The sequence below is a fragment of the Arthrobacter sp. S2(2024) genome (assembly GCF_036662515.1).
In the GTDB taxonomy this organism is placed as follows: Bacteria; Actinomycetota; Actinomycetes; order Actinomycetales; family Micrococcaceae; genus Arthrobacter.
In genome coordinates this window covers 111,141-135,661 of sequence record NZ_JAYKZI010000008.1, presented here as the reverse complement: position 1 = coordinate 135,661, position 24,521 = coordinate 111,141, and the positions used below count along the sequence as shown (strand labels likewise).

Annotated in this window: 25 protein-coding genes and 2 tRNA genes; 13 read left to right on the top strand and 14 right to left on the bottom strand. The window is 62.5% G+C overall.

The annotated features are described in order from the left end of the window. Nucleotides 1–163 precede the first annotated feature (163 nt). Nucleotides 164–1,024 (bottom strand): class E sortase, encoded by an 861-nt coding sequence (locus tag VLA65_RS16090; protein WP_442880315.1) that lies wholly within the window; start codon nucleotides 1,022–1,024, stop codon nucleotides 164–166. A gap of 178 nt (nucleotides 1,025–1,202) precedes the next feature. On the opposite strand from VLA65_RS16090, the gene VLA65_RS16085 reads away from it, so the two are divergent. The 11 genes from VLA65_RS16085 (at nucleotide 1,203) to VLA65_RS16035 (ending at nucleotide 9,322) form a co-directional block, all read left to right on the top strand. Then, on the top strand, nucleotides 1,203–1,454 hold the full coding sequence (locus tag VLA65_RS16085; protein ID WP_059388883.1) for a cell division protein CrgA: 252 nt from the start codon (nucleotides 1,203–1,205) through the stop codon (nucleotides 1,452–1,454). A 42-nt stretch (nucleotides 1,455–1,496) separates the two neighbouring features. Continuing rightward, nucleotides 1,497–2,006: a methylated-DNA--[protein]-cysteine S-methyltransferase gene (locus VLA65_RS16080; RefSeq protein WP_332603073.1), complete on the top strand. Its 510-nt coding sequence runs from the start codon at nucleotides 1,497–1,499 to the stop codon at nucleotides 2,004–2,006. After that, nucleotides 2,006–2,512, top strand: a complete 507-nt coding sequence (locus VLA65_RS16075) for an RNA polymerase sigma factor (protein ID WP_307054150.1) — start codon at nucleotides 2,006–2,008, stop codon at nucleotides 2,510–2,512. Before VLA65_RS16080 ends, VLA65_RS16075 begins: the two co-directional genes overlap by 1 nt. Further along, the gene (locus VLA65_RS16070; RefSeq protein ID WP_332603072.1) at nucleotides 2,509–3,129 is read left to right on the top strand and encodes a methylated-DNA--[protein]-cysteine S-methyltransferase; all 621 of its coding nucleotides are present in this window, start codon (nucleotides 2,509–2,511) and stop codon (nucleotides 3,127–3,129) included. The genes VLA65_RS16075 and VLA65_RS16070 overlap by 4 nt, the downstream gene beginning before the upstream one ends. Beyond that, nucleotides 3,126–3,821 carry an alpha-ketoglutarate-dependent dioxygenase AlkB family protein gene (locus tag VLA65_RS16065; RefSeq protein WP_332603071.1) on the top strand — a complete coding sequence of 232 codons (696 nt, stop codon included), beginning with the start codon at nucleotides 3,126–3,128 and terminating at the stop codon, nucleotides 3,819–3,821. Before VLA65_RS16070 ends, VLA65_RS16065 begins: the two co-directional genes overlap by 4 nt. Nucleotides 3,822–3,877: 56 nt before the next feature. Beyond that, nucleotides 3,878–4,480 carry a DNA-3-methyladenine glycosylase I gene (locus VLA65_RS16060; protein WP_059388881.1) on the top strand — a complete coding sequence of 201 codons (603 nt, stop codon included), beginning with the start codon at nucleotides 3,878–3,880 and terminating at the stop codon, nucleotides 4,478–4,480. A 306-nt stretch (nucleotides 4,481–4,786) separates the two neighbouring features. After that, a complete protein-coding gene (locus tag VLA65_RS16055) occupies nucleotides 4,787–5,149 on the top strand; it encodes an ArsR/SmtB family transcription factor (protein ID WP_059388880.1) in 363 nt (120 codons plus the stop codon). Beyond that, nucleotides 5,146–6,195, top strand: coding sequence for a cation diffusion facilitator family transporter (locus tag VLA65_RS16050; protein ID WP_332603070.1), 1,050 nt, complete (start codon nucleotides 5,146–5,148; stop codon nucleotides 6,193–6,195). The genes VLA65_RS16055 and VLA65_RS16050 overlap by 4 nt, the downstream gene beginning before the upstream one ends. 140 nt (nucleotides 6,196–6,335) lie before the next feature. Next, nucleotides 6,336–7,691 (top strand): FtsW/RodA/SpoVE family cell cycle protein, encoded by a 1,356-nt coding sequence (locus VLA65_RS16045; protein ID WP_284988568.1) that lies wholly within the window; start codon nucleotides 6,336–6,338, stop codon nucleotides 7,689–7,691. 781 nt (nucleotides 7,692–8,472) lie between these two features. Beyond that, the gene (locus VLA65_RS16040) at nucleotides 8,473–8,877 is read left to right on the top strand and encodes an ArsR/SmtB family transcription factor (RefSeq protein WP_059388877.1); all 405 of its coding nucleotides are present in this window, start codon (nucleotides 8,473–8,475) and stop codon (nucleotides 8,875–8,877) included. After that, a complete protein-coding gene (locus tag VLA65_RS16035; RefSeq protein WP_284988567.1) occupies nucleotides 8,852–9,322 on the top strand; it encodes an SRPBCC family protein in 471 nt (156 codons plus the stop codon). Before VLA65_RS16040 ends, VLA65_RS16035 begins: the two co-directional genes overlap by 26 nt. A 13-nt stretch (nucleotides 9,323–9,335) precedes the next feature. Here VLA65_RS16035 and VLA65_RS16030 read toward each other — a convergent pair whose 3' ends face one another. Together VLA65_RS16030 and VLA65_RS16025 are read right to left on the bottom strand one after the other, a co-directional pair. Further along, nucleotides 9,336–10,205: a rhomboid family intramembrane serine protease gene (locus VLA65_RS16030; protein ID WP_332603069.1), complete on the bottom strand. Its 870-nt coding sequence runs from the start codon at nucleotides 10,203–10,205 to the stop codon at nucleotides 9,336–9,338. 21 nt (nucleotides 10,206–10,226) lie between these two features. Beyond that, nucleotides 10,227–10,769, bottom strand: a complete 543-nt coding sequence (locus VLA65_RS16025) for a peptidylprolyl isomerase (protein ID WP_059388874.1) — start codon at nucleotides 10,767–10,769, stop codon at nucleotides 10,227–10,229. A 153-nt stretch (nucleotides 10,770–10,922) separates the two neighbouring features. Between VLA65_RS16025 and VLA65_RS16020 the strand changes: the two genes are divergently transcribed. Further along, nucleotides 10,923–11,903, top strand: coding sequence for a hypothetical protein (locus VLA65_RS16020; protein WP_307054154.1), 981 nt, complete (start codon nucleotides 10,923–10,925; stop codon nucleotides 11,901–11,903). Between the two features lie 123 nt (nucleotides 11,904–12,026). Then, nucleotides 12,027–12,911: a glycosyltransferase gene (locus VLA65_RS16015; protein ID WP_059388873.1), complete on the top strand. Its 885-nt coding sequence runs from the start codon at nucleotides 12,027–12,029 to the stop codon at nucleotides 12,909–12,911. 4 nt (nucleotides 12,912–12,915) lie between these two features. Here VLA65_RS16015 and VLA65_RS16010 read toward each other — a convergent pair whose 3' ends face one another. From VLA65_RS16010 to dnaN, 11 genes are all read right to left on the bottom strand, one after another. Further along, on the bottom strand, nucleotides 12,916–13,824 hold the full coding sequence (locus VLA65_RS16010; RefSeq protein WP_284988564.1) for a DMT family transporter: 909 nt from the start codon (nucleotides 13,822–13,824) through the stop codon (nucleotides 12,916–12,918). A 66-nt stretch (nucleotides 13,825–13,890) separates the two neighbouring features. Next, a tRNA-Ala gene (locus VLA65_RS16005) sits at nucleotides 13,891–13,966 on the bottom strand. A gap of 73 nt (nucleotides 13,967–14,039) precedes the next feature. Then, entirely contained in the window at nucleotides 14,040–14,156 is a 117-nt protein-coding gene (locus VLA65_RS16000; RefSeq protein WP_216363197.1) for a DLW-39 family protein, read from the bottom strand. 57 nt (nucleotides 14,157–14,213) lie between these two features. Continuing rightward, nucleotides 14,214–14,287 (bottom strand) — tRNA-Ile (locus tag VLA65_RS15995). Between the two features lie 113 nt (nucleotides 14,288–14,400). Next, complete coding sequence (locus tag VLA65_RS15990) at nucleotides 14,401–15,105, bottom strand: DUF3566 domain-containing protein (protein ID WP_306963404.1); 705 nt, start codon at nucleotides 15,103–15,105, stop codon at nucleotides 14,401–14,403. Then, nucleotides 15,102–17,837 carry a DNA gyrase subunit A gene (gene gyrA / locus VLA65_RS15985; protein ID WP_306963406.1) on the bottom strand — a complete coding sequence of 912 codons (2,736 nt, stop codon included), beginning with the start codon at nucleotides 17,835–17,837 and terminating at the stop codon, nucleotides 15,102–15,104. Before gyrA ends, VLA65_RS15990 begins: the two co-directional genes overlap by 4 nt. Before the next feature lie 64 nt (nucleotides 17,838–17,901). Beyond that, a complete protein-coding gene (gene gyrB, locus VLA65_RS15980) occupies nucleotides 17,902–19,977 on the bottom strand; it encodes a DNA topoisomerase (ATP-hydrolyzing) subunit B (RefSeq protein ID WP_306963408.1) in 2,076 nt (691 codons plus the stop codon). Between the two features lie 397 nt (nucleotides 19,978–20,374). Beyond that, nucleotides 20,375–20,929 carry a DUF721 domain-containing protein gene (locus VLA65_RS15975; protein ID WP_306963410.1) on the bottom strand — a complete coding sequence of 185 codons (555 nt, stop codon included), beginning with the start codon at nucleotides 20,927–20,929 and terminating at the stop codon, nucleotides 20,375–20,377. After that, complete coding sequence (recF, locus tag VLA65_RS15970; RefSeq protein ID WP_284988560.1) at nucleotides 20,916–22,109, bottom strand: DNA replication/repair protein RecF; 1,194 nt, start codon at nucleotides 22,107–22,109, stop codon at nucleotides 20,916–20,918. Before recF ends, VLA65_RS15975 begins: the two co-directional genes overlap by 14 nt. A 23-nt stretch (nucleotides 22,110–22,132) precedes the next feature. Beyond that, on the bottom strand, nucleotides 22,133–23,017 hold the full coding sequence (gnd, locus tag VLA65_RS15965; protein ID WP_059388866.1) for a phosphogluconate dehydrogenase (NAD(+)-dependent, decarboxylating): 885 nt from the start codon (nucleotides 23,015–23,017) through the stop codon (nucleotides 22,133–22,135). Between the two features lie 96 nt (nucleotides 23,018–23,113). After that, on the bottom strand, nucleotides 23,114–24,238 hold the full coding sequence (gene dnaN / locus VLA65_RS15960; protein WP_059388865.1) for a DNA polymerase III subunit beta: 1,125 nt from the start codon (nucleotides 24,236–24,238) through the stop codon (nucleotides 23,114–23,116). Nucleotides 24,239–24,521: the final 283 nt, after the last annotated feature.

Genomic DNA, 24,521 nt, shown 5'->3' with positions numbered 1-24,521 from the left:
GTGCTGAACCAATCGTTGAGTCGGTGAAGGTAGTGAATTGTGACATCCAGGGGAAGAGGAACTGGACCATCAGGACAAGCGCGCATGCCACGAGTGCCGCTGATGTCAGGATACGCACCCAGAGGGGTCCCGGGAGGTGGCGGAAGATCCATCCGTACATGGCTTAGCCCTTTCCGGCCGTCTGGGCGACTTGCTTGGCGATGTCCTGTGGTGGCCCGGCTGATGCCGGCTGCCAGCTTTCCAGCAAGGAGTAGGCGATGATGCGTTCTTGCGCACCGAAGCGCGGATTGCAGCTCGTCATGGTCAGGTAGCTTTCGGTGGGCGTCGCACCTGGTTGTGCGGGGACCGGCAGAAGGACGTCCGTCCGCGAGGGCAGCACGATCTGGTTGTTGCGGAAGACATACGTGTAATAGCCGTCTTTGGTCTGCACGTAGATTTTGTCGCCCGGAACCAGGAGGTGGATGTTGTCCAGCACTGCGCCGTGGGTCTGGCGGTGGCCGGCGACGGCGAAGTTGCCAGGGGCTCCGGGCATGCTCGTGGTTCCGTAGTGGCCGAGGCCCAGCGTATCCAGGATGTCGGAACCGGTGCCCTCGATGATGGGCCGCGAATAATCCGCGCCGAATCGAGGGATGTACATGATGCCGATCATGCCGCCGTGTTCGGGAGCCTCGGCAACCACGGGCTTCCCGTAGTCGGGCCGTGCAGCAGGGTCGGCAGGGACAACGGGTGCCACCGGTCCCGCGAAACTCTTGGCAAAACCCTGGACGGCCTGGCTTTGCTTGGCATCGGCTTCGACGTTGGTCCACCACAGTTCCCACGCCACAAAGAGCAGCAGGATAAGTCCGGCGGTGACGAGCAACTCGCCCACGACCTGGACGATCTTGCGCACGACGTCCCCCGTGCTTGGCCGTCCCTTGCGCCTCGCCGGGCGCGGCTTGTGTCCCGCGGGGCCGGAACCCTCCGCGCCGGTTCCTGTGCCGTCGTCCGGCACGGCAGCGGCTTGCTGCGTCTGCTGCTGCGCCACTGGATCTCCTCTTTGCAGGCGCGGATGCCCGACGACGAGCAGCCCCCGAAATCCGGCTAGACTTGACTGCTAGAACGAACCCCGGAATTGCCGCGTGCGCGTTGACCGCTGGAATTTTCCTTCCTGCAGGATATCAAGCCGGCGCGCGGCCTTTCATTCAGCCGGCCAAGGAGGAACCGTGCCCGAGTCCAAGCCCCGCAAGAGGGCAGCCCGCCCCACCGAAGCGGCCACCACGCAGCAGTACAAACCGAACCCCATCTGGTACAAGCCAGTCATGTTCGGTCTCATGATCATCGGCCTGCTGTGGATCATCACGTTCTACATCACCAGCGGCCAGCTTCCCGTGCCTGCATGGGCGTCCTGGAACATCGTGGCGGGCTTCGGCATCGCGATCGTCGGCTTCCTCATGACCACGCGCTGGCGCTCCTGAGCGGCGACCTCACATTTCGGCCGCCTGCAGCGTCTACCAGACATGACCACCAGGCACACAACCATTGATTCCCCGCTGGGCCGGCTCACGCTGACTGCCCAGGACGATCTGCTGACCGGCATTTTCTTCGAGGGTCATTGGCATATGCCGCCATCGGAGTTCTTCGGTGAGGCCGTACCGGCTGAGGATCCCTTGTTCCAGCAAACCGCTCTTGAACTGGGCGAGTACCTGGCTGGCGAGCGGACCGTGTTCGACGTCCCGTTCAAGGCTTCAGGGAATCCTTTCCAGGATCGGGTCTGGGCAAGACTCGAAGAAATTCCGTACGGGGAAACCGTCAGCTACGGGGAATTGGCCACTGAACTGGGCGATCGCAACCTTTCCCAGGCCGTCGGCTCGGCAGTTGGCCGCAATCCGCTGAGCATCCTCATCCCGTGCCATCGGGTTGTGGGGCGCGACGGGAAGCTCACCGGTTACGCCGGCGGCCTCGACAACAAACGGTTCCTCCTGGAACTGGAAGAACCAGCGGCGGCAAAGGAAAGCAAGCTCTTCTAATGGAGCCCAAGAAGCCGTTCGAGCTGGTGGTCCGCGAGCACGGACCCACGGTCCTGCGCGTGTGCCGCGCGGTCCTCGGCGACCATGACGCGGAAGACGGCTGGTCCGAGACTTTCCTCTCCGCGTTGAAGGCCTACCCCGAACTACCGGCGGGTGCCAACGTCCAGGCCTGGCTCGTCACCATCGCCCACCGCAAGTCCATCGACATCGTCCGCTCCAGGAACCGCCGGCCGGTTCCCGTGGACGAACTGCCTGTGCGACCGTCCGGACTCGGCATCCCCGGCGACGGTCGCCGGGAGGTGCTCGACGCCGTCGGGCAGCTTCCGCCGAAACAGCGCCAAGCTGTGGCGTACCACTACCTCGCCGGGCTCCCATACAAAGAAGTCGCCGGGCTTCTCGGCGGAACTCCCGACGCCGCGCGCCGCGCGGGAGCCGACGGCGTCAAGGCGTTGCGCACCATTCTCCTCGACAGCTCCTTGAGCTACGTGAAAGAAGAAACCCCATGACCATCCACCACGACGATCCGGACGTCTCCGAGCTCCTCGCTCCCCTCGAATCCGCAGAACCGGCCATCATGCAGCGGCTCCACGACCGCCTCGCAGCGGCTGCGGCGGAGCAGCACACGCTCGATATTGCCTACCGCACAGTGGATTCCCCGATCGGCAAACTGCTCCTCGCCGCCACGGAACGCGGCATGGTGCGCGTGGCGTTCGAAGTGGAAGACCACGACGCCGTACTGCAGCTCCTCGCGGAAAAGCTCAGTCCGCGGATCCTTTTCTCGGCGAGCCGCCTGGATCCGGCTGCCCGCGAACTGGACGAGTATTTTGCCGGGACCCGGCACCAATTCGACGTCCCCTTGGATTTCAGCCTTTCGCGCGGGTTCCGGCTCAGTGTCCTGGAACATTTGCCGCAGATCGCCTACGGCCATACGGAAAGCTACGCGCAAGTGGCCTTGGCCGCCGGAAGTCCGCGGGCCGTGCGCGCCGTCGGCACCGCTTGCGCCACCAACCCGCTGCCGGTGATTGTGCCTTGCCACCGGGTGGTGAAATCCGATGGATCGTTCGGCAACTACCTCGGCGGCACGGAAGCCAAACGCGCCTTGTTGGCTCTTGAGGCAGCATGAGTTCCGGGTGGACGGAACCGCTGTTTCCCCTTGAGTTGCCGGACGCGCCCGACGCCGGTCCCCGGGTGATCGCGCCCGGCGCGGTGCACGTTCCGGGCTGGCTGAGCCTTGAGCAGCAGCGGTGGATAGTGGCCCGCTTCGAAGAGTGGACGCGGGGTCCCGTCCCCTTGCGTGCCGCCGTCCTTCCCGGCGGCCACCCGATGTCCGTACGGACGGTCTGCCTCGGCTGGCACTGGCAGCCCTATCGATACACACGCGAGGCCTTTGACGTCAACGGGCGGCGGGTCCTCGACTTTCCTGACTGGATGGTGCGCCTGGGCCGCAAAGCAATGTTGGAGGCGTACGGCGACGCCGCCGAAGCCGCCGGTTACACGCCGGACACTGCGCTGGTGAATTTCTACGACGAGGCCGCCAAGATGGGGATGCACCAGGACAAGGACGAAAAGTCCCGGGCCCCCGTGGTGTCCCTCAGCATGGGAGACAGTTGCCTCTTCCGCTTCGGAAACACGCAGACGCGCACCAAGCCGTATACCGACGTCGGGCTCTCCTCAGGAGACCTCTTCGTGTTCGGAGGCGCTTCCCGTTTTGCGTACCACGGAGTCACCAAAGTCCTCCCCGGAACGGCTCCTGAAGGTTGCGGGCTGCCGAGGGGGCGGATCAACATCACCATGCGCGTCACGGGAATGTCGTAGGACCGGGGCACAATGGCAACAACAGCTTCTGCCCGCCTTCCTGTGGAGGACCAGCTATGAACCCGCCCGAGAACGGCACCATCATTGGCGACGACGGCCTTGCGCGTCCGCCGTGGGCATCCGTTGACCCGCTCATGCGGGAGTACTACGACCACGAGTGGGGCATGCCTGTAAGGGACGAACGGGGCTTGTATGAGCGCATCAGCCTCGAGGGCTTCCAGGCGGGCCTGTCCTGGGCCACCATTTTGCGCAAGCGGGAGGCATTCCGGTCCGCTTTCCTGGACTTCCACCCTGAAAGCGTCGCGGCTTTCACGGAGGCGGACGTGGAGCGGTTGATGCAGGATTCGGGAATCGTCCGCAACCGCCTCAAGATCCGTGCGGCCATCACCAACGCCAAGGCGACGATCGCCTTGCGGAGCGAGGGCGGGTTGGTGGACTTCGTGTGGTCGTTCCAACCGGAGTCGACGCCGGAACCGCGCACCTTTGCCGACGTCGCTACCCAATCGCCGGAATCGATTGCCCTGTCCAAGGCGCTGCGGAAAAAGGGCTTCGCGTTCGTGGGCCCCACCACCATGTACGCGCTGATGGAGGCGATCGGGATGATCGATACCCACCTTCTGGACAGCCATCGTCGGGGCAGCTCGGGAGTTTGGCTCTGATACCCACCCTCTTTCCACAGAAGTGCGTAACTTTATCCACAGCTGTGGACAATTCATGTGGACATCCATGTACATGAAGCCGGGATCCCCGACATTCAGGCGATAGCCGAGCACCCATGCCTTGGTCCCGTGGTTTTACCCAGTGTGTACAAGGCTGTGGATAGTGTCCGCGGGTTCACGGAGAGTTCACTCCCGAGGTATTGAGAACTTCATTCTGGCCCCGCTCATCACGGACCCATCAGCTTCCGGTTCGCTATCCCGGGTCCGCGATATCGGTTTAGTCGGGATGTGTGAAAGAATCTGCGTATGAATGCAGATAAGAGTGCTTGCTCGCTGGGGGTCGATAGCCAATACGTTGAATTGGCTGTGGAAGTATTCGCGATGCTGGCTGACGCCACGAGGGTCCGGATCGTCCTGGCGCTCCGGAACGGCGAAATGGCCGTCGGAGCTCTGGCGGAACTCCTAGGGAAGTCTCCGGCCGCAGTGTCGCAGCACCTTGCCAAAATGCGCTTGGCGAGAATGGTTTCCACGCGACAGGACGGAACCAGGGTCATGTACCGCCTCGAGAACGAGCATGCACGCCAGCTAGTCGCGGATGCAATATTCCAGGCGGAGCACGCCTTGGGCGGTACCCCGGCACACCACCGCGCAGAACAGGAATCGGCATGAGCGGTCACCCGCAAATTGGTCATCACGAGCACCACGTGCACGACCACGACCACGACCACGACCACGACCACGACCACGACCACGACGGACACTCCCATACGCACCACAAGGGTCTCAAGGGGTGGCTGTATGAGCTCTTTGTCCCGCACACCCACGATTCCGCCGATTCAATCGATGATGCCCTCGAGTCGAGTACGCAGGGCGTCCGGGCACTGAAGATCAGCCTTTTCATACTCCTGGGCACCACGGTCCTGCAGTTTCTTGTGGTCCTCATCAGCGGCTCCGTCGCATTGCTGGCCGACACAATCCACAACTTCTCGGACGCGCTCACCGCAGTGCCATTGTGGATCGCGTTCATACTGGGACGTCGTGCGGCAACCCGTCGCTACACCTATGGATACGGGCGGGCGGAGGATCTTGCCGGGCTGTTCATTGTCGGCGTCGTAGCGCTTTCAGCAGTGGTCGCCGCATGGCAATCCATCGATCGCCTTTTCCATCCCCAACCCCTGCACAATCTGTGGTGGGTTCTTGCGGCCGGAATCATAGGCTTTGCGGGCAATGAAATTGTGGCCGTCTACAGGATCAGGGTCGGCCGGCAGATCGGGTCAGCTGCGCTGGTTGCCGACGGCGTGCATGCGCGCATTGACGGATTCACCTCCCTCGCAGTGGTGCTTGGAGCAGGCGGCGTTCTGCTCGGTTTCCCTCTGGCGGACCCGATTGTCGGCCTGCTGATTTCGGCCGCCATCATCGTCCTGCTTTGGGGAACGGTTCGCAGCATCGGACGACGCCTGATGGACGGCATAGAACCCGAGGTGCTGGACAGCGCCCAGGCGGCGTTGGAAATGACACCCGGTGTATTCTCGGTGCCAAAACTGCAACTGCGTTGGGTCGGCCATCGCCTGCAGGGCGCCACGACAATCGTCGTCGCCGACGCGCCGCTGTCAGCGATTGAAGAAACTGTCGGCGAGGCCAGGCACCGGCTTGAACACGCGCTCCCCAAGCTCGACGACATGGTGATACAGGCCGTTACGGACGCTTGCCGCTGATCGACCGGATCCAGTTCCCAACCGCTCCCCAGCCGCTGCGGTTATGATGGCCCACTGAACCTTATGTTGAGCCACTGACCCGATCTTGAGCCAACGAACCGGACCCGCCGGCCGCCCGAGATCCACGAAAGAAGATGCCCATGAGCCAGCAAGCGATTCTGGCGAAGCCTCGCCGAAACGTGGAGATGGTGCTGCTGGTGTTGGCACTTGGCGTCGGCATTGGGGCCCTTGCAATGACCAGTGTCGACAAGAAGGAAGCCCTCGACGTTGGATTCTGGCTTCAGGCCGGTACCTTGACGGCGCTGGCGGGGATCTTCCACGTCGTCCTGCGGTTCAAGGCAAGGTATGCGGATCCCGTGATCCTCCCGATTGTGGTGGCTTTGAACGGCCTCGGCATCGCCATGATCCGACGCTTGGATGCCTCAAACGGTACGACTGCCGGGGCTAATCAGCTCACATGGACGATCGTTTCGGTCCTGGTCGCGGCCGCCGTTTTGTGGCTATTGAAGGACCACCGGCTTTTGCGCCGTTACACCTTCATTGCACTTGCGGTCAGCGCCGCCCTCCTTATCCTTCCCCTCGTGCCCGGCATTTCGGCCGGCGACATCAACGGCGCGAATGTCTGGATACGCCTCGGTTCACTGCAGTTCCAGCCCGGCGAGATCGTGAAGATTACGCTGGCCGTCTTCTTCGCGGGCTACTTGTCCTCCAACCGGGACTTGATCCTGCTGGCCGGCAGGAAATTCGGGCGCCTGCAGTTCCCCAGGATCAAGGACACCGGGCCCATGATCACCGCGTGGGCCGCGAGCGTGGGCGTACTGGTTTTCCAGCACGACCTCGGCATGTCCATACTGCTGTTCGGCCTATTTATCGTGATGATCTACGTTGCCACAAGCCGGGCCAGCTGGCTGGTCCTCGGCGTCGTGCTCATGCTTTTGGGCGGATACGCCGCAGCAAAGATTTTTTCCCATGTCGGCTTGCGCATTGACGCGTGGATCAACGCTTTCGACCCCCAGGTCTTCACCCGATTCCCCGGAGGCAGCGCCCAGATTGTCCAGGGCCTCTTCGGGATGGCCGACGGCGGCCTGATTGGCAAGGGCCTCGGGCTCGGGAGCCCTGACCTGGTGCCTTTCGCGAACAGCGACATGATCATCGCTTCCCTTGGTGAAGAACTCGGCCTGATCGGGCTGTTCGCGATCGTTCTCCTCTATTTGCTCCTTTTCACGAGAGGGTTCCGGGCCGCCCTGGGCATCCGGGATGCTTTCGGGAAGCTCCTTGCCTGCGGGCTGGCCTTCTCCATGGCCCTTCAGTGCTTCATCATTATCGGCGGCGTCACCCGCCTTATTCCCCTCACGGGGCTCACGACGCCGTTCCTCTCCGCTGGCGGGTCCTCCCTCCTCGCCAACTGGATCATCGTCGCCCTGCTGTTGCGGATCAGCGACGCTGCGCGCAGGCCCCAAACAGTTGCGTCCCAGACCGAACACGTTCCGGTCTGACACCCTTACGGACACCGGTCAGCTACCACGTGGCGAGCGGCCCAAGTGGTCCCCACCGCCACCCTCGCCTCGCAAGCTCGGCCAGGGAACCCTCCCGGCGTGGGCCCAGCTAGTCCCCACCGCCACCCTCGCCTCGCAAGCTCGGCCAGGGAACCCTGGCGGCGTGGGCCCCGCAGTTGTTGTCGTTATGAGGCTACAAAACGACAACAACTGCGAGCTAGTTGGGTTAGCCGCGCGCCGGCACCTTAAGTCGAAGTTACGCACTTAACAACAGGCAGCTACCCACAAGTTATCCACAGTTGGGGAAAAACCGTGCCTGCATAGTGGAAAACTCCCGGAACGGCGGGCCTCAGGGGCAGCAAAGACAACGAACTACAGCGATGTGAGTTATTAACAATGTTGATAACTCTGTTGATACCGCGCTCTTTTGGCTGCGAACACTGAGGTTGTCCACACACGCCCGGATAACCCACTTCTTATCCACATACCCACAGGCGTGTGGGCAAAAGTTATCCACAGGTGTGGACGTTAATCGCCGGAGAAAAGCGCAGCCCCTGCCATCTCGCCCTACAGTGTCCATTCACCATCGAACTACAAGCTTGTAAGTTACGCACACTGTGGATAAGGCCTGTGGAAAACATATCCAAAAGTCTTGACGGACCTGAAAGCGCAGTTCTAAGCTGGTGTTATTCAATGAACTAGTTGATAAACCATCTGCTTGAGTACGGCGGAGGACCCCGAAATCCGCGATCCTCAGGCCCGAACCCACCAGGGGAGAAGCATGCCGGGCACGATTGCTGCAGCGGTGCTGGACCCGGAAGACCAGCTCAACAGGGCGTTCATGGCCCTCGCCGATCCTGTCCGCCGCAAGATACTCGCGCGGTTGGCCTTGGGCGATGCCACCGTCAACGAGATCGCCCAGCCCTTCACCGTCACCCTCCAAGCCATCTCCAAGCATCTTCAAGTGCTCGAGGGCGCGGGCCTCATCACAAGGAGCAGGGAAGCGCAGCGCCGTCCCTGCCATTTGAACACCACAGCGCTGGGTCCCTTGGCTGAGTGGATCGAGAACTACCGTCTTCAGGCCGAGGAACGTTTCGCCCGGCTGGACGAACTATTGGCCAGCACAACCGACAAAGACAGTCCCGAAAAGGAGAAGAACAATGAGCACCAACACAACAACCATTGACGTCGCCGCGGGCACGCCGTTCATCGATACGAGCCGCGACTTCGACGCCGCACCCTCGCGCGTGTTCCAGGCTTTCACGGACCCCGAACTCGTCGTCAAATGGCTGGGTCCGCGTCGCCTGGAAATGCGCCTGGAGTCATACGACGCGCGCACGGGCGGCAGCTACCGCTACACGCATGTGGACGAACAAGGCAACGAGTTCGGTTTCCGCGGGGTCTTCCACGAGGTCCAGGAGCCATTGCGGATCATCCAGACCTTTGAGTTCGACGGCGCCCCGGGGCAAGTCACGCTGGATACCACCAGGTTTGAAGACCTCGGAGGCCGCACGCGCGTAGTGCAGCACTCCGTGTTTCCCTCGGTGGAAGCTCGGGACATGGCAGTAGCCAGCGGCATGGATGCGGGCATCAAAGAGTCGATGGACCGCTTGGAGGAACTCCTGGGGTAAAGCCAGGGCGCTGTTAGCCCGCTGTGGCCCGAAGGACGGTAGCGAGGACCAGAATCCCGGCCACCAGGGCCATGCCTGCGGTCTGCAACAGCGCCTGGCGGGGTCCACGCGGAGCAAAGGCAATCACGGCTGCGCACAGGCCACCCGTGATCAGGCCGCCCAAATGGGCCTGCCAGGCAATGCCGGGGACAACGAAGCCAATCACGCCGTTGATGGCAATGAGGATCCACAGCTGCCGGGTGTCTCCGCCGCGCCGGCTTTGAACTACCAACAGTGCGCCAAAGAGGCCGAAGATGGCGCCGGACGCACCTTCCACTCCAGTGGGAGGCAAAACAGGTGTCAGAAGTAGGAAACCGACAGAGCCGCCAATGGCGGACAACAGGTAGACGGCCAGGAAGCGGATGCGCCCCAAGACCGGCTCCAGCACCTGGCCGAAAATCCAGAGCATGTACATGTTGAGCACGATGTGCAGGACAAAGCCCTGGGAATGGACAAAAGCGCTGGTCAGCATCCGCCAGGGTTCGAAGGCCCCGTATTGCGGAGCGGCGTAGACGGACGCAAAAGCGAGTTGATTCTCCACGACACCGCCGGGAATCAACCATTGCAGCACGTACACCAGGGCACACAGCCCGATAAGTATGTACGTCGCCAAAGGACGTCCTGTCGCAATGGCGCCGCCATAGGCGGAACGCACTGCCGGCGTCGAACGCTTCATTTCATTGACGCAGTCAATGCATTGGAACCCGACGGCGGCCGCCCGCTGGCACTCGGGGCATGCGGGACGCCCGCAACGCTGGCACCGCACATAGGAGGGCCTGTCCGGGTGCCTGGGGCACACCGGAATGTCTGCTGACGGCCCTGCCGCCGGGATTCCGTAACTCATATGCGGTTCAGGCTCCGGGGATCAGAGCTGGACAATGTCGATGCTGTTGATGACGACGTCTTCGACGGGGCGATCGCCCATGCCGGTGCGGACAGCCTCGATGGCGTCTACAACTTTCTTGGACTCCTCGTCTGCAACCTCACCGAAGATGGAGTGCTTGCCGAAAAGCCAGTCGGTGTTGACCGTGGTGATGAAGAACTGGGAACCGTTGGTGCCCTTGCCCATCTGGATGCCGGCGTTGGCCATGGCCAGCTTGTAAGGGGCGTTGAAGTTGAGTTCCGGGTGGATCTCGTCGTCGAACTTGTAGCCCGGACCGCCGATACCGCGACCGAGGGGATCGCCGCCCTGGATCATGAAGTCTTTGATGATGCGGTGGAAAATCGTGCCGTTGTACAGCGGGGTACCAGTCTTGTCTTCACCGGTCTCCGGGTGCGTCCAGGACTTTTCGCCGGTGGCCAGGCCAACGAAGTTGGCTACCGTCTTGGGCGCGTGGTTGCCGAAGAGGTCAACCACGATGTCACCGAGGCTCGTGTGGAAAGTTGCTTTTGCGGTTGCGATGGTCATATCGCCATTGTTTCACGCAGGGTCAACGCCGGGGCGGCCAGGAGGGCGGTTCCGCGCTCGGTGAAATCTTCCATGAATCCGCTGGATGAATAGCCGGTGCCGAACAAGCGACGTAGGCTAACAACAAACGAGCATGTTGATCGGGAGGTAGTTGTGAAGAAATCGGACCGGATTGCCCGCGAACTTGAACACACCGTTGTGAATGGTGTCGAAAATGCCAAGGACTGGGCGACACCGCGCGTCGAAGCAGCTGTGAACTGGGCTGTTCCCCGCATCCAGCACGGAATCGACACCGCGTCGCCGAAGCTCCAGGAAGGCCTGAAATCGGCTGCCTACAACCTCGCCGACGGCGTTGCAACCGTCACGCCGAAGCTCCAGGAAGGCCTGGCGAACCTCGCGCCGAAGATCCACGACGTCGTCGAGGACGCCTCACCCAAGATCCAGGAAGCCCTTAACAAAGCCACCCCGGCGCTCAGCCACGCGCGGGACAAAGTTGTTGAGGAGTACTTGCCCAAGCTTTCGGAGCAGCTCGGGCAAGCCTCCGTGGTTGTGCACCAGGCCCTCGAGAATGCACCCGCGCAGGTGGACGCAGTCGCCCAGAAGCTGGTGGACTCGGGAGTGGTTCACAATCTGCAGGAGCAAGCACAAGCCACAGGGGCCCAGCTGAAAGCCGCGGCCGAGGAAGCGTCCAAAACAGTCTCGAAAGAACTGGCCAAGACCCGGAAGCCCAAAAAGCGCGGTCTCCTGATCTTCACGGTCATTGCAGCAGCTGCCGCGGCCGGCGTCGCGGCATGGAAGGCCAGCCGTCCGGTGGAGGACCCGTGGAAGACCCCGGCCCCGGTAACGCCGTCGCCGGTGCCCGCCGCGGCAGCAGCCGAGAAGGTCGCTGACAAGGCGAACGAGGCCGCCACCAAGGTAGCTGACACGATTGACGACGTGAAACTCAACGTTGCTGAGAAAGCCGAAGCCGTAGCCGAGAAGGCAAAGCACGCAGTCGAGGACGCTACGGACACTGCAGCAAAAGTGGCAACCGACGCCAAGACCGCGGTAAAGAACATCGCCGCCAGCCTCCACAAGGACGAAGCGGCCAAGGACCAGCCGGCCACAGACGAAGCCGGCAAGCACGAGGCCTAGGCAAACAGCCATATTCGCTCCACGTTGAAGGGATCCCGGTTCGCCGGGGTCCCTTCAATTGTTTGGCCACTTGTCACCGGAGGCTTCCTCACGTGACACCGCCGTGATGTTAGATTTATGGGGATGCCAGCCGATAGATCTTTCGTAGATGCAGCCACCAATGCAGCCGTCGCACCCGTGAAGCCGAGCGTTTCAATCATCATCCCGGCGTACAACGAGGAAAGCGTCATACGGCAATGCCTGATCGCGGCCATCTACCAGTCAGTACCTGCGGACGAGATCATCGTCGTTGACAACAAGTCCACGGACCGCACCGCCCAGATCGTCACGCAGATGCAGCAGGAATACCCGGAAAGCCCCATCATGCTGCTGAGCCAGGACAAAGCGCAGGGACTCATCCCCACCCGCAACTTTGGCCTCAATCGAGCCACGTCGGACATCCTCGGCCGGATCGATGCCGACTCCGTCGTTGAACCCGACTGGGTTGAGCAGGTCCAAAAGGCCTTCGCCGATCCCTCGGTGCAGGCGGCCACGGGTCCGGTGGTCTACTACGACATGCCGATGCGTCGATTCGGACTCAAGGCCGACGACAAAATGCGCCAGCTCATGCTTCGGCTTGCGAAGCACCAGTACCACTTCCTTTTTGGATCCAACATGGCGCTTCGCCGCTCCGCATGGGAAACCATCCGGGACGAAACCTGCCTGGATGAAAGGGACGAGATGCACGAGGACATCGATCTCTCCCTGCACCTTGCCGACCACGATCTCAGGGTGCAGTACTGGCCGCAGATGGTCTCTGGCATGTCTGCCCGCCGGCTCGAAGATTCACCGCGCGACTACCGCTATTACGTGACCCGCTTCGACCGCACCTACAAGGCACACAACGTCAAGAAGATGGCCCTGAAGGCTCCCATGGTGGTGTTCTTCTCGGTCTACTTCCCGGCCAAGCTTCTGCGGGCCATCCACACGGCCAATGCCGGCCAAGGCGTCCGCCGAGGCGGCCTCTAGCCACTCAGTCAGTGCCGAGTTCGGCGATCTTGCCCTCGGCGTCGCCCTTGCCGCTCCGCTGACCGGCGACGACGACGGCGAGTCCAACCAGGATCAAGGCGAGTCCCGCATAGGTACCGGCCGGCAGGGTCTCGTGCAAGAAGACGGCAGCGAGAATGGCTGCGCCCGGAATCTCCAGCAGGATGATCATGGACACCAGGAGCGGGCTCATGGTCGCCAGGAGATGGTTGAAGGCGGTGTGGCCCACCAGTTGTGCACACACGGTGATGGCCACGATCCCCAGCCAGCCGCCGGCGTCGAACCCTACAAGCGGCTGGCCGCCCGTGATGGCGAGCACAGCGACGATGGCCGCACAGATCCCGTAGCAAAGCGTCGTATATGTTCCAATGCCCATGCTCTGGCGGGCTTTGCCTCCGGCCAAGGTATATAGGCCGGCCAGGGCGCCTCCGGCGAGGGCCAGGATGTCACCAAGAAAGGCTTTCGGGGAGGATCCCATATCGAAGCCCGTGATGGCGGCTACGCCCCCCAGCGCGATACCCAGGCCCACGAGGACCGGCCAGCGGTGCTTTGTGCCGCGGAGGAGCTGGAAAACGGCGATCCAGGCGGACTGCAGGCACACCAGGGCGGTAGCGGCCGCGACAGAGGTGAGTTGGAGCGCGGTGATGAAGCACGCGAAGTGGAAGGCCAGTGCCACTGCTGCAACAGCGGACCAGGTGAACTCGTTCCGGGTGATCTTGCGGAACTGGCGCGGCTCGCGGATCAGGACCGGCGAGGCCATGACGACCGCGGCGATCGCGTTGCGCCAAAAGGCGATAGCGAGTGCCGTGACGGAAGTAGCTCCAAGCGTTCCGGCGATGAGGGGTCCGGATGACGCGACGCCGAGCACACCCAAAGCAGCAACAATGAAGTTCACATTTCAACCTTAGTGGGGCGGTTAACGCAAAGAGTCCCGGTCATTTCTGACCGGGACTCTTTCCTATGGTGGAGGCACGGGGACTCGAACCCCGAACCCCCTGCTTGCAAAGCAGGTGCGCTACCAATTGCGCCATGCCCCCATAAGAAGCAACCCGTCCATACTACCCTAGTTCCTTCGATGGTTTTCGCCATCTCCAGACGGGGCGCCTTTCGCTAGTCAACCGTGTCGGTTGCCTTGCTCCAGACTGTCTTCTGGGCTTCGGATTCCTGCACTTTTTTGTAGAGCAGGACGCCTGCGATCGCAGCTGCAACTACGAGCAACTTCTTCACATGCACCCCGTTCCGGTTCAGTTTCCTGAACCTTTAACAAAACCTGTGCAGGTTCCGTGGGCGTACCAGGACTTGAACCTGGGACCTCTTCGTTATCAGCGAAGCGCTCTAACCGCCTGAGCTATACGCCCCGATACCTCTTCGGGCCGAGACATGACTTTACAGCACATCCCGGCCCGATCTCAAATCGAGGTATTTTCACCACTGTTTTCCAGCAGTTTCCCCCAATTTCCGACCGATTGGGTCAGTCGTCGGTGAGGGTCACGCCAATGCCGCCCACGAGTGTTGCGGCAATGTTATAAAGCACGGCGCTCAGCATGGACAAAGCAGTCAGTAGAACAACATTCACCACGGCAATGATGGTTGCGAAGGAGGCAACCTGTCCGAGGGATGCGACCTTCTTGAGTTCGAAGCCGCCGCTTTCCGAGCCCGCCAGGGTGCCGAGAAGGCTGTCCACCTGGTTGAAAATGCCGGTGAGGTCCAGAACGGTCCAAAGCACGATTGCCGCAATCACAGTCACGATGCCCAAGGCAACGGACAACAGGAATGCCATCTTCAGGACAGACCACGGATCAACCTTGCTGACGAGCAGGCGCGCGCGGCGAACTTTCGCCTTGGGTGCCGGCTTCACGAGTCCGGGGGTCCCGGCGGCGGGCCGCTGCTGGCCCTGCACGGGGCGCTGGCCGGGCGCGGCGGGACGCTGACCCGCCGGGCGCTGGGTTCCCGCGGTTCCCGCGGGACGCTGGCCAGGAACGGCGGGACGCTGACCGGGAACCGCCGGGCGCTGGCCTGGGACCCTTTCCGCGCCAGTTCCTGCCGCACCCGAGGCGGATGCCGCAGGGCGCTGCTGGGGACGGGCCGGTGCGTCTACCCGTGGAGTAGCCGACGGCTGCCGCAATCCTCCAGGGACACCCGTGCTTGGCTTGGGATATGAGTCCGAATTGCTCACTCGTTACCTCCGGTATTGTCTTCGTTCAGCTCGACGCCGGACCCATTACCGGATCCTGCGGCCGATCCCGATTCGGCCGTCGCGGTCGCCTGATCGGCGCCGCCGTTTGCAGCCAACGTTACGTCATCGTCCGCCTCGGACGTTCCTCCGGCGGGATTTTCGACGCTATTGACGCTTGAGGCGTCGTCGGTGCCCTCGCCCTGATCGTCGTCGGAGTCCTCGAGGCCGCGTTCGCTGTTGCGGGCCACCTCGATGATGCGGTCGTTCTTGTCAGGCTTCGCGAAGATGACGCCCATCGTGTCACGGCCCTTGGCAGGCACACCGGCCACGGCGGAGCGGACAATCTTTCCACCCTCCATGACCACCAGGACTTCGTCTTCTTCGTTGACGATCAACGCACCAACAAGGTCGCCTCGCTCTTCCTGAAGCTTGGCCACCTTGATGCCCAGGCCGCCACGTCCCTGGAGCCGGTACTCCTCGACGGCGGTGCGCTTGGCGTACCCGCCTTCGGTCACCACGAACACGAACGAACCGTCCTGGACCACGTCGGCCGCGAGGAGTTCGTCGTCTTCGCGGAACTTCATGCCGGTCACACCCGAGGTAGCACGACCCATGGGGCGCAATGCCTCGTCGGTGGCCGTGAAGCGGATCGACTGGCCCTTGCGGGATACCAGGAGGAGATCGTCCGTTTCGGACACAAGCTGCGCCGAGACAAGCTCGTCCTCGTCCCGAAGGTTGATGGCGATGACGCCGGCCGTGCGGTTGGTGTCGTAGTCTTCCAGACGCGTCTTCTTCACAAGGCCGTTCTTGGTGGCGAGCACCAGGTACGGGGCTTGCTCGTAGTCGCGCAAGTCGAGGACCTGGGCGATGTGCTCGTCCGGCTGGAAGGCCAACAGGTTTGCCACGTGCTGTCCCTTGGCGTCGCGGCCGGCCTCGGCAAGCTCGTACGCCTTGGCCCGGTACACGCGGCCTAGGTTGGTGAAGAACAGCAACCAGTGGTGCGTCGTTGTGACGAAGAAGTGCTCCACGACGTCGTCGCCGCGAAGCTGGGCACCCTTGACCCCCTTGCCGCCCCGCTGCTGCGAACGATAGTTGTCGCTGCGCGTGCGCTTGACGTATCCGCCGCGGGTGATGGTGACCACCACTTCTTCCTCGGGGATGAGGTCTTCCATGGACATGTCGCCGTCGAAGCCCATGAGGATGTGGGTCCGGCGGTCATCACCGTGCTTCGCCACGATCTCGGCCAGTTCCTGGCTGATGATGTCGCGTTGGCGCTGTTCGGAGGCCAGGATCGAGTTGAATTCCGTGATCATGGCTTCAAGCTCGGCGTGCCTGTCCTGGATCTTCTGCCGTTCCAACGCGGCGAGCCGGCGGAGCTGCATGTCGAGGATGGCGCGGGCCTGGAGCTCGTCGATCTCCAGCAGACCCATCAGGCCGTCGCGGGCAGCCTCCGTGGTGTTGGAGGCCCGGATGAGTGCAATGACCTCATCCAGCATGTCCAGCGCCTTGAGCAGGGCGCGCAGGATGTGCGCCTCTTCCTCGGCCTTGCGCAGGCGGTAGCGGGTCCGGCGGACAATGACGCTCATCTGGTGGGCCACCCAGTGCCGGATGAAGGCGTCCAGGCTCAGCGTGCGGGGTACGCCGTCGACAATTGCCAGCATGTTGGCGCCGAAATTGTCCTGAAGCTGGGTGTGCTTGTAGAGGTTGTTGAGCACAACCTTCGCCACGGCGTCGCGCTTGAGCACGATTACGAGCCGCTGGCCTGTGCGGCCGGACGTCTCGTCGCGGAGGTCCGCGATGCCCTGGATCTTGCCGTCCTTGACCAGTTCGGCGATCTTGATGGCCAGGTTGTCCGGGTTTGCCTGGTACGGAAGTTCGGTGACCACGAGGCATGTGCGGCCCTGGAGTTCCTCGACGTTTACCACCGCGCGCATGGTGATGGAGCCGCGGCCAGTCCGGTACGCGTCCTCGATGCCCTTGTGACCGAGGATAGTGGCGCCGGTCGGGAAGTCCGGGCCCTTGATGCGTACAAGCAACGCCTCGAGAAGCTCTTCGCGGCTGGCTGTCGGGTTGGCCAGGTACCACTGCACGCCATCGGCAACTTCGCGGAGGTTGTGCGGCGGGATGTTAGTGGCCATGCCGACGGCGATGCCGGAGGAACCGTTGACCAGCAGGTTCGGGAAACGCGCCGGCAGGATGGTGGGTTCCTGGTTCTTGCCGTCGTAGTTGTCCTGGAAGTCGACGGTTTCTTCGTCGATGTCGCGCACCATCTCCATGGCCAGCTGGGCCATCTTGGTTTCGGTGTAACGCGGAGCCGCGGCGCCGTCGTTGCCCGGGGAGCCGAAGTTACCCTGCCCAAGAGCGAGCGGATAGCGCATCGTCCAGTCCTGGATGAGGCGGACCAAGGCATCGTAGATCGCGGTGTCACCGTGCGGGTGGTATTGGCCCATGACCTCGCCCACCACGCGGGCGCATTTGTTGAACGAGCGGTCCGGGCGGTAACCGCCGTCGAACATCGCGTAGAGCACTCGGCGGTGGACAGGCTTCAGGCCGTCGCGGACGTCCGGAAGCGCACGGCCAACGATCACGGCCATGGCATAGTCCAGGTAGGAACGCTGCATTTCCGTCTGCAGGTCCACCTGGTCCACGCGGTCAGTCAGCACGTCGCCCTCAAGTACGGGTTCCGGAATGCCGGCCGACTCGGCGGGAACCTCAGGTGTTTCTTCACTCATAGTTTATGATTTCCGTTTCAGGTATATGTCAGTACTGGAATATTCCTAGGGGCTTTTGAAGTCTCTAGATATCCAGGAACCTGACGTCCTTGGCGTTCTGCTGAATGAAGTTCCGGCGCGACTCCACGTCCTCGCCCATCAGCACGGAGAAGGTCTGGTCCGCTGCCAGGGCATCGTCCATGGTGACCTGCAGGAGCGTGCGGTGGTCCGGGTCCATGGTGGTGTCCCAGAGTTCGGTGTAGTCCATTTCGCCGAGGCCCTTGTAGCGCTGGATGCCGTTGTCCTTCGGGATCCGGCGGCCGGCGGCCTGGCCGGAGACCAGCTTGGCGTCTCGTTCACGGTCGCTGTAGACGTAGTCGTGAGGGGCGTTCGACCATTTGATGCGGTACAGCGGCGGCTGGGCCAGATAGACATAGCCGTTCTCGATCAGCGGACGCATGTAGCGGAACAGCAACGTCATCAGCAGCGTCGTGATGTGCTGGCCGTCCACGTCGGCATCGGCCATCAGGACGATCTTGTGGTACCGCAGCTTGGAGATGTCGAAGTCCTCGCCGATGCCCGTGCCGAAGGCCGTGATCATGGACTGGACTTCATTGTTGCCGAGCGCCTTGTCCAGGCGTGCGCGCTCGACGTTCAGGATCTTTCCGCGCAACGGCAGGATGGCCTGGGTCTCGGGGTTGCGTCCGCGCTTGGCCGAACCGCCGGCGGAGTCACCCTCCACGAGGTAGACCTCGCAGCGCGCGGGATCCTTTGAGGAGCAGTCGGACAGCTTGCCCGGCATACCGAAGGATTCAAGCGGGCTCTTGCGACGTGCGTTGTCGCGGGCTTTGCGGGCGGCCATGCGGGCCTGTGCCGCCTGGACAGCTTTGCGGATGACGTCTCGCGCCGGGCCCGGGTTTCGTTCCAGCCAGTCGCCAAGCTGGTCGGTGACCACCCGTTGGACGAAGCCCTTGACCTCGGAGTTGCCCAGTTTGGTCTTCGTCTGGCCCTCGAACTGCGGTTCCGACAATTTCACGGAGATGACGGCTGTGAGGCCCTCCCGGATGTCGTCACCGGTCAGGTTGTCATCCTTTTCCTTGATGATGGTCTTCTCGCGCGCGTAGCGGTTGATGAGTGAGGTCATCGCGGCACGGAAACCTTCTTCGTGGGTGCCGCCCTCGTGGGTGTTGATGGTGTTGGCGTACGTGTGGACGCTCTCGGAATAGGCCGTGGTCCACTGCATCGCGACCTCGACGGCGATGTGCCGCTCAGTGTCCTCGGTTTCGAAGGCGATGACGTCCTCGTGGACGACGTCCACCTTCTTGTTCGAGTTGAGATGCTTCACGTAGTCGAGCAGGCCGTCGTCGTATTGATAAACGACGGTGCGGTGTTCGGCCGCCACTTCGCCTTCAGTCGCCACCGCGTCAAGATCCAGGTCGTCGTCGCCTGCTCCTGCGACGGGACGCTCGTCCGTGAGGGTGATGCGCAGGCCCTTGTTGAGGAAGGCCATCTGCTGGAACCGGGCGCGGAGGGTTTCGAAATCGAAATCGGTGCTCTCGAAGATGGTGCCGTCCGGGTAGAACGTCTGGGACGTTCCGGTCTGGTCCGTTGCTTCGCCCTGGACGAGTCCACCCTGCGGCTTGCCGCCGTCGGCGAAGCTCATCCGCCAAACGTGGCCCTGGCGACGCACCTCGGTGTCAACCCTGCGCGAAAGCGCGTTGACAACGGAAATACCGACGCCGTGAAGGCCACCGGATACGGCATAGCCGCTGCCGCCGAACTTGCCGCCCGCGTGCAGGATGGTCATGACAACTTCGACCGTTGGCTTCTTCTCCGTGGGGTGCATGTCCACCGGGATGCCGCGGCCATCGTCCACGACCTTCACGCCGCCATCGGCCTGCAGAGTCACCTCGATGTGGCTGCAGTATCCGGCAAGCGCCTCGTCCACCGAGTTGTCCACCACTTCGTACACCAAGTGGTGGAGGCCGCGCGGGCCTGTGGATCCGATGTACATACCCGGGCGCTTACGCACCGCTTCGAGACCTTCAAGAACGGTAATGTCGCTCGCACCGTACTCCTTGGACCCCGAGGGTGTGTCAGGCTTATGGGCGTTCTCCTTCGCGGGATCTACTGCCAAGGTCTCTGCATTGTCGTTAGCCACAGGCGCTTTCGACTCCTCCGTGTTCGATGGTCGCCGGCCGTCACCGCACCAAGGAAGCACGTCCGTCAGGACACACCACAGGGATACGGCAGCCGCCAACAGGGACGTCACTGCTAACGCCGGCTACTTCGTCAATGGCGGATCCGCTTATACAAGTGCTGTTCAGCAGAGCCAATCAACGTTCACCGGCGCCCAGTTGTCTATGCCGATTCTATCGTGACTGGGCGCAGTTCCTTGCAAAACCCGGCCCTTATGCTCAGGAAAGTAGCTCTGGGAGGCCGCTGGCCCCATCTGCAAGCCGCCAAAAGAGCACCCTCTAGGGAGCTGTACGGTCCGGGGAGTTTTCTCGCCCCTGTGCGCCGTTCAAGCAAATGCGCCAATATGGGCGCGGGGGAAGTTACCCGTAGGTATCCCGAGGGCCCCGCCCATTGACGCTTCGGCCGCCCTTCCGCCAACTCGGTGCAGTGGGGGCGAGCACCTGAATGGAGGTCACCACTCCGTCTCCGAGTTCCTTTCGGAACATGTCCAGGAGGCTTGTACTCAGGAGCCTGAGCTGCGTTGCCCAGGCCGTGGAATCGCAGCGGACATGGAGCGTGGTGTCGGTGAAGCTCTCCGGAGTGCAATGCGCGGAGATCTCCGGTCCTACCAAGGCATCCCATTCGGCCATCACGGAACCGACGGCCACGGGAGACGTCCAGCCGCGTTCAGCCACGAGCCTCCCGACGACTTTCCCCAAGCCAAGCGGATCCCGGCCGCTACCGTGGAATTGGCTGAATCCACGGGTGTCGCGGACGCCCTTGCGTTTGGGAGCGGCGCCCGTCCGCGGGGCAGCGCGGCGGATTTCGCCACGCGCTGCGGCCGCTTCGCGCATCCGGTTCAACGCTGATTGGGCAGCGTCGATCTCGTCAGGGTCCCTGCCCGGCTGGCGTCCGCCGGGGCTATCCTTCTCCATCAATGCCTCCGGGCACAACCTTCACGCGCCGCCCCGCCAGTTCCTCGGGAATGTCGGCGTCGACGGCGGCCGTCACCAGAACCTGTTCGGCACCGGCCACTATTGCAGCCAGTTTACGCCTGCGCTGCACGTCCAGTTCAGCGAACACATCGTCGAGGATGAGGATCGGAGCAGAACCGCCGGTTCGGGTGTCATCGAGCATGACGTAGTAGGAGGCCAAGCGCAGGGAGAGGCACATGGACCATGTTTCGCCATGGGAGGCATAGCCCTTGGCCGGGGCTTGGCCCAGAACCAGCTCGAGTTCGTCGCGGTGGGGTCCGACCAGGGAGATTCCGCGCTCCAACTCCTTCCGGCGCGAGGCAGCGAAAGCCTGGACATAGCGCTCGGTGAGTTGTTCCACGGACAATGTGCGGAGGTCCTCAACCCCTTCCGAACCTTCCGCGAGACCCTCGGCGGGACCGCCGTCGTCGTCCAACACGCCCTGGATGGTAGATCGATAGACCGCGCCCGCTTCCTTCGATCCGTCGGTCAGCTGGGCGTATGCGCTCTTGAGGTGGGGTCGAAGCAGTTCCACGAGTTCCAGCCGTGCATGCAGGAGCTCGGCACCGGCCCGCGCCATGTGCTGGTCCCACACATCGAGCGTTGCTTCGTGGCCTGAGGTGAATTTCCCGGTGCGGGCAGATTTCAACAAAGCGTTGCGCTGTTTGAGCACGCGGTCGTAGTCGCTGCGGGTGGCCGCGTGCACCGGCATGAGGCTGACCAGCAGTTCGTCCATGAAGCGCCTGCGGTTGGACGGATCACCCTTGACCAAGGCAAGGTCTTCCGGGGCGAAAAGCACCGTCTGGCAAATGCCCAGGATGTCGCGGGCGCGCACAGGATTTCCGCGGTTGATCCGGCCGCGGTTGGCACGGCCGGCGTTGATCTCGAGTTCGACCACGGTCGATTGTTCACCGCGAACAAGCTTCGCCCGGATCAAGGCGCGCTCCGTGCCGAAGCGCAGGAGGGGCGCATCCGTACTCACGCGGTGCGAACTCAAGGTGGCCAGGTATCCGATGGCCTCCATGAGGTTCGTCTTGCCGATGCCGTTGGACCCCACCAGGACCGTCACACCGGGACCGAGCTTGAGGTCAACCTGCGCGTAGCTGCGGAAATCGGTCAGCGAAAGATGTTCGAGGTACACGCGTACTGCTGGTGGGCCGGGGCCTAGTTGGCCGGACGGGTGGCGTGGCCGCCGAATTGGTTGCGCAGCGCAGACACCATCTTCATGGCCGGGGAGTTGTCTTCACGCGAGGAGAAACGGGCGAAGAGCGCAGCGGTGATTGCCGGCGCAGGGATCGCGTTGGCAATGGCTTCTTCAACGGTCCAGCGGCCTTCACCGGAGTCCTCGACGTAGTCTCCGATGGAGGCCAGTCCCGGATCTTCGTCCAAGGCTTTGACCATGAGGTCCAGTAGCCAAGAACGGACAACGGTGCCTTTTTGCCACGCACGGAAGGTGCCGGGAAGGTCTTTGATGATGTCCTTGGCGGCGAGCAGTTCGTAGCCCTCGGCGTAGGCCTGCATCAGGCCGTATTCGATCCCGTTGTGGACCATCTTGGCGTAGTGGCCTGCTCCAACGCCGCCGACGTGGACGAAGCTGTCGGCACGATCGCCTTCGGGACGGAGTGCGTCGAACACCGGCATGGCGAGTTCGATGTCTTCATCCGCGCCGCCTGCCATGAGTCCGTAGCCGTTCTGCAAGCCCCAGACCCCTCCTGAAACACCGCAATCGGCGAAGCGGATGTCCTTGGAGGCCAGGAAAGTGGCGTGTTTTTGGTCTTCAGTAAAGCGCGAGTTGCCGCCGTCGATCACCATGTCCCCGGCGGAAAGCTTCTCGCCGAGTTCGCTGATCACGGCATCGGTGATCTCGCCGGAGGGAACCATGACCCAGACCAGGCGCGGCGCCGGAAGGGCAGCGATCAGTTCGTCAACGGACGCGACGTCGGCGATGTCCTGATTGCGGTCGAAGCCAGTGACCTCGATTCCGCCCTTCCGCATGCGTTCGCGCATGTTGAAACCCATTTTTCCAAGGCCGATCAGTCCGATGTGCACGGGGTGAACTCTTTCCTGCGTTGGTGGTTTTGGTCTTGACCCGACTGACTCGCATTTGTTGTCGTTTTGGGCGCCCAGAACGACAACTAATGTGAGCTAGTTGGGGAGGCGGACAGGCATCACGAGGTAGCGGTAGTCGCCTTTGTCATCGCCGTCGGCGTCAACCTGGGCGGTGATCATGGCCGGCTTCGGTGCCGTGGTGAAGGAGAAGCGCACGAACTTGGTCTCGATCACGCTCAGGCCTTCCACCAGGTAGTGCGGGTTGAACGCTACCGTGATGTCTTCGCCGCTGAGCTGGGCTTCCAGTTCCTCGGAGGCCTGCGCATCTTCGCCGGTACCGGCGTCCAGACTCAGCTGGCCCTGCGTGAACGCCAGGCGAACCGGGGTGTTCCGTTCGGCCACCAAGGACACGCGGCGAACGGCTTCAACGAGTTCCTGCGTTTGGACCGTTGCGTGGATCGGCGTGGAATCCGGGAACAAGGACCGAATCTTGGGGTAGTCGCCGTCAACGAGCAATGAAGTGGTGGTGCGCCCGCCGCTTTCGAAGCCAATCAGGCGGCTGTCGTCGTCGGCGAGGGCGAGATGGATGTCACCGCTGCCGCCGAGAGTCTTGGCTACCTCGTTGAGGGTCTTGGATTTCACCAAGGCACTCGTGGAAATTCCCGGGGTGACGGGCTTCCACGGTACTTCCCTCATGGCGAGGCGGTAACGGTCAGTGGCGAGGAGGGTGATCATGTCATCCTCGATCTCCATCCGGACACCGGTGAGGATCGGCAGGGTGTCATCCCTGCTGGCGGCGATGATGACCTGCGAAACGGCCTGGGCGAAGGCGTCGCCGGGCAGAGTTCCGCTGATGGCGGGAAGCGCCGGAAGCGGCGGATATTCGGATTCCGGCATCGTGGCGAGATGGAAGCTGCTTCGACGGCATGTGAGGGTGACTTTGCTGCCATCGGTTTCGATGTCGACGGGAGCCGAGGGCAGGCTGCGGCAGATATCGGCCAGGAGCCGTCCGGAAACCAGGATGGTTCCTTCGGTGGTGATGTCAGCTGGAATCTCGAGACGGGCGGAGGTCTCGTAATCGAAGCTCGAGAGGCTCACTGTTCCGGCTTCCGCCTTGAGCAGGAGACCTGAGAGTACCGGGACGGGCGGCCGCGGAGACAAGGACCGGGCTGTCCATGTGACGGCTTCTGCCAGGACATCCCGCTCGACTCTGAACTTCACGGAAGGGTGCCGCCTTTCATTGCTGCTGCCAGTGTTTCACCGGAAACTCCCCCAGGAGCTCCGAAAACCAGCGCCCGGAACCCGAACGCTGCATGGTCCGCACTGAGCGAACTACAAAGCAGCGCCAAGGATGGACGCGATGCAGACAGCTTAGCCGGAACTTCGGGCATTAACCCATCCCCGGCATGCTGGCTTGTGGTTCGAAGCAGCCGCGGGCTGCGTCGGTGGGTGGGCGGAAGGAGATTGTTATTTGAGGGAATTCATTTTTTTGGGATTAGTAGTG

Excerpts from the sequence above, each read along its gene's own strand:
- VLA65_RS16070 (WP_332603072.1), top strand. The coding sequence starts at position 2,509 with ATGACCATCCACCACGACGATCCGGACGTCTCCGAGCTCCTCGCTCCC.
- VLA65_RS16015 (WP_059388873.1), top strand. The coding sequence starts at position 12,027 with ATGCCAGCCGATAGATCTTTCGTAGATGCAGCCACCAATGCAGCCGTC.
- VLA65_RS16030 (WP_332603069.1), bottom strand. The coding sequence starts at position 10,205 with ATGAGTTACGGAATCCCGGCGGCAGGGCCGTCAGCAGACATTCCGGTG.
- VLA65_RS16045 (WP_284988568.1), top strand. The coding sequence starts at position 6,336 with ATGAGCCAGCAAGCGATTCTGGCGAAGCCTCGCCGAAACGTGGAGATG.
- VLA65_RS16065 (WP_332603071.1), top strand. The coding sequence starts at position 3,126 with ATGAGTTCCGGGTGGACGGAACCGCTGTTTCCCCTTGAGTTGCCGGAC.
- VLA65_RS15975 (WP_306963410.1), bottom strand. The coding sequence starts at position 20,929 with ATGGAGAAGGATAGCCCCGGCGGACGCCAGCCGGGCAGGGACCCTGAC.
- VLA65_RS16060 (WP_059388881.1), top strand. The coding sequence starts at position 3,878 with ATGAACCCGCCCGAGAACGGCACCATCATTGGCGACGACGGCCTTGCG.
- gyrA (WP_306963406.1), bottom strand. The coding sequence starts at position 17,837 with ATGAGTGAAGAAACACCTGAGGTTCCCGCCGAGTCGGCCGGCATTCCG.
- VLA65_RS16050 (WP_332603070.1), top strand. The coding sequence starts at position 5,146 with ATGAGCGGTCACCCGCAAATTGGTCATCACGAGCACCACGTGCACGAC.
- VLA65_RS16055 (WP_059388880.1), top strand. The coding sequence starts at position 4,787 with ATGAATGCAGATAAGAGTGCTTGCTCGCTGGGGGTCGATAGCCAATAC.
- VLA65_RS16035 (WP_284988567.1), top strand. The coding sequence starts at position 8,852 with ATGAGCACCAACACAACAACCATTGACGTCGCCGCGGGCACGCCGTTC.
- VLA65_RS16075 (WP_307054150.1), top strand. The coding sequence starts at position 2,006 with ATGGAGCCCAAGAAGCCGTTCGAGCTGGTGGTCCGCGAGCACGGACCC.
- VLA65_RS16080 (WP_332603073.1), top strand. The coding sequence starts at position 1,497 with ATGACCACCAGGCACACAACCATTGATTCCCCGCTGGGCCGGCTCACG.
- VLA65_RS16040 (WP_059388877.1), top strand. The coding sequence starts at position 8,473 with ATGCCGGGCACGATTGCTGCAGCGGTGCTGGACCCGGAAGACCAGCTC.
- VLA65_RS16025 (WP_059388874.1), bottom strand. The coding sequence starts at position 10,769 with ATGACCATCGCAACCGCAAAAGCAACTTTCCACACGAGCCTCGGTGAC.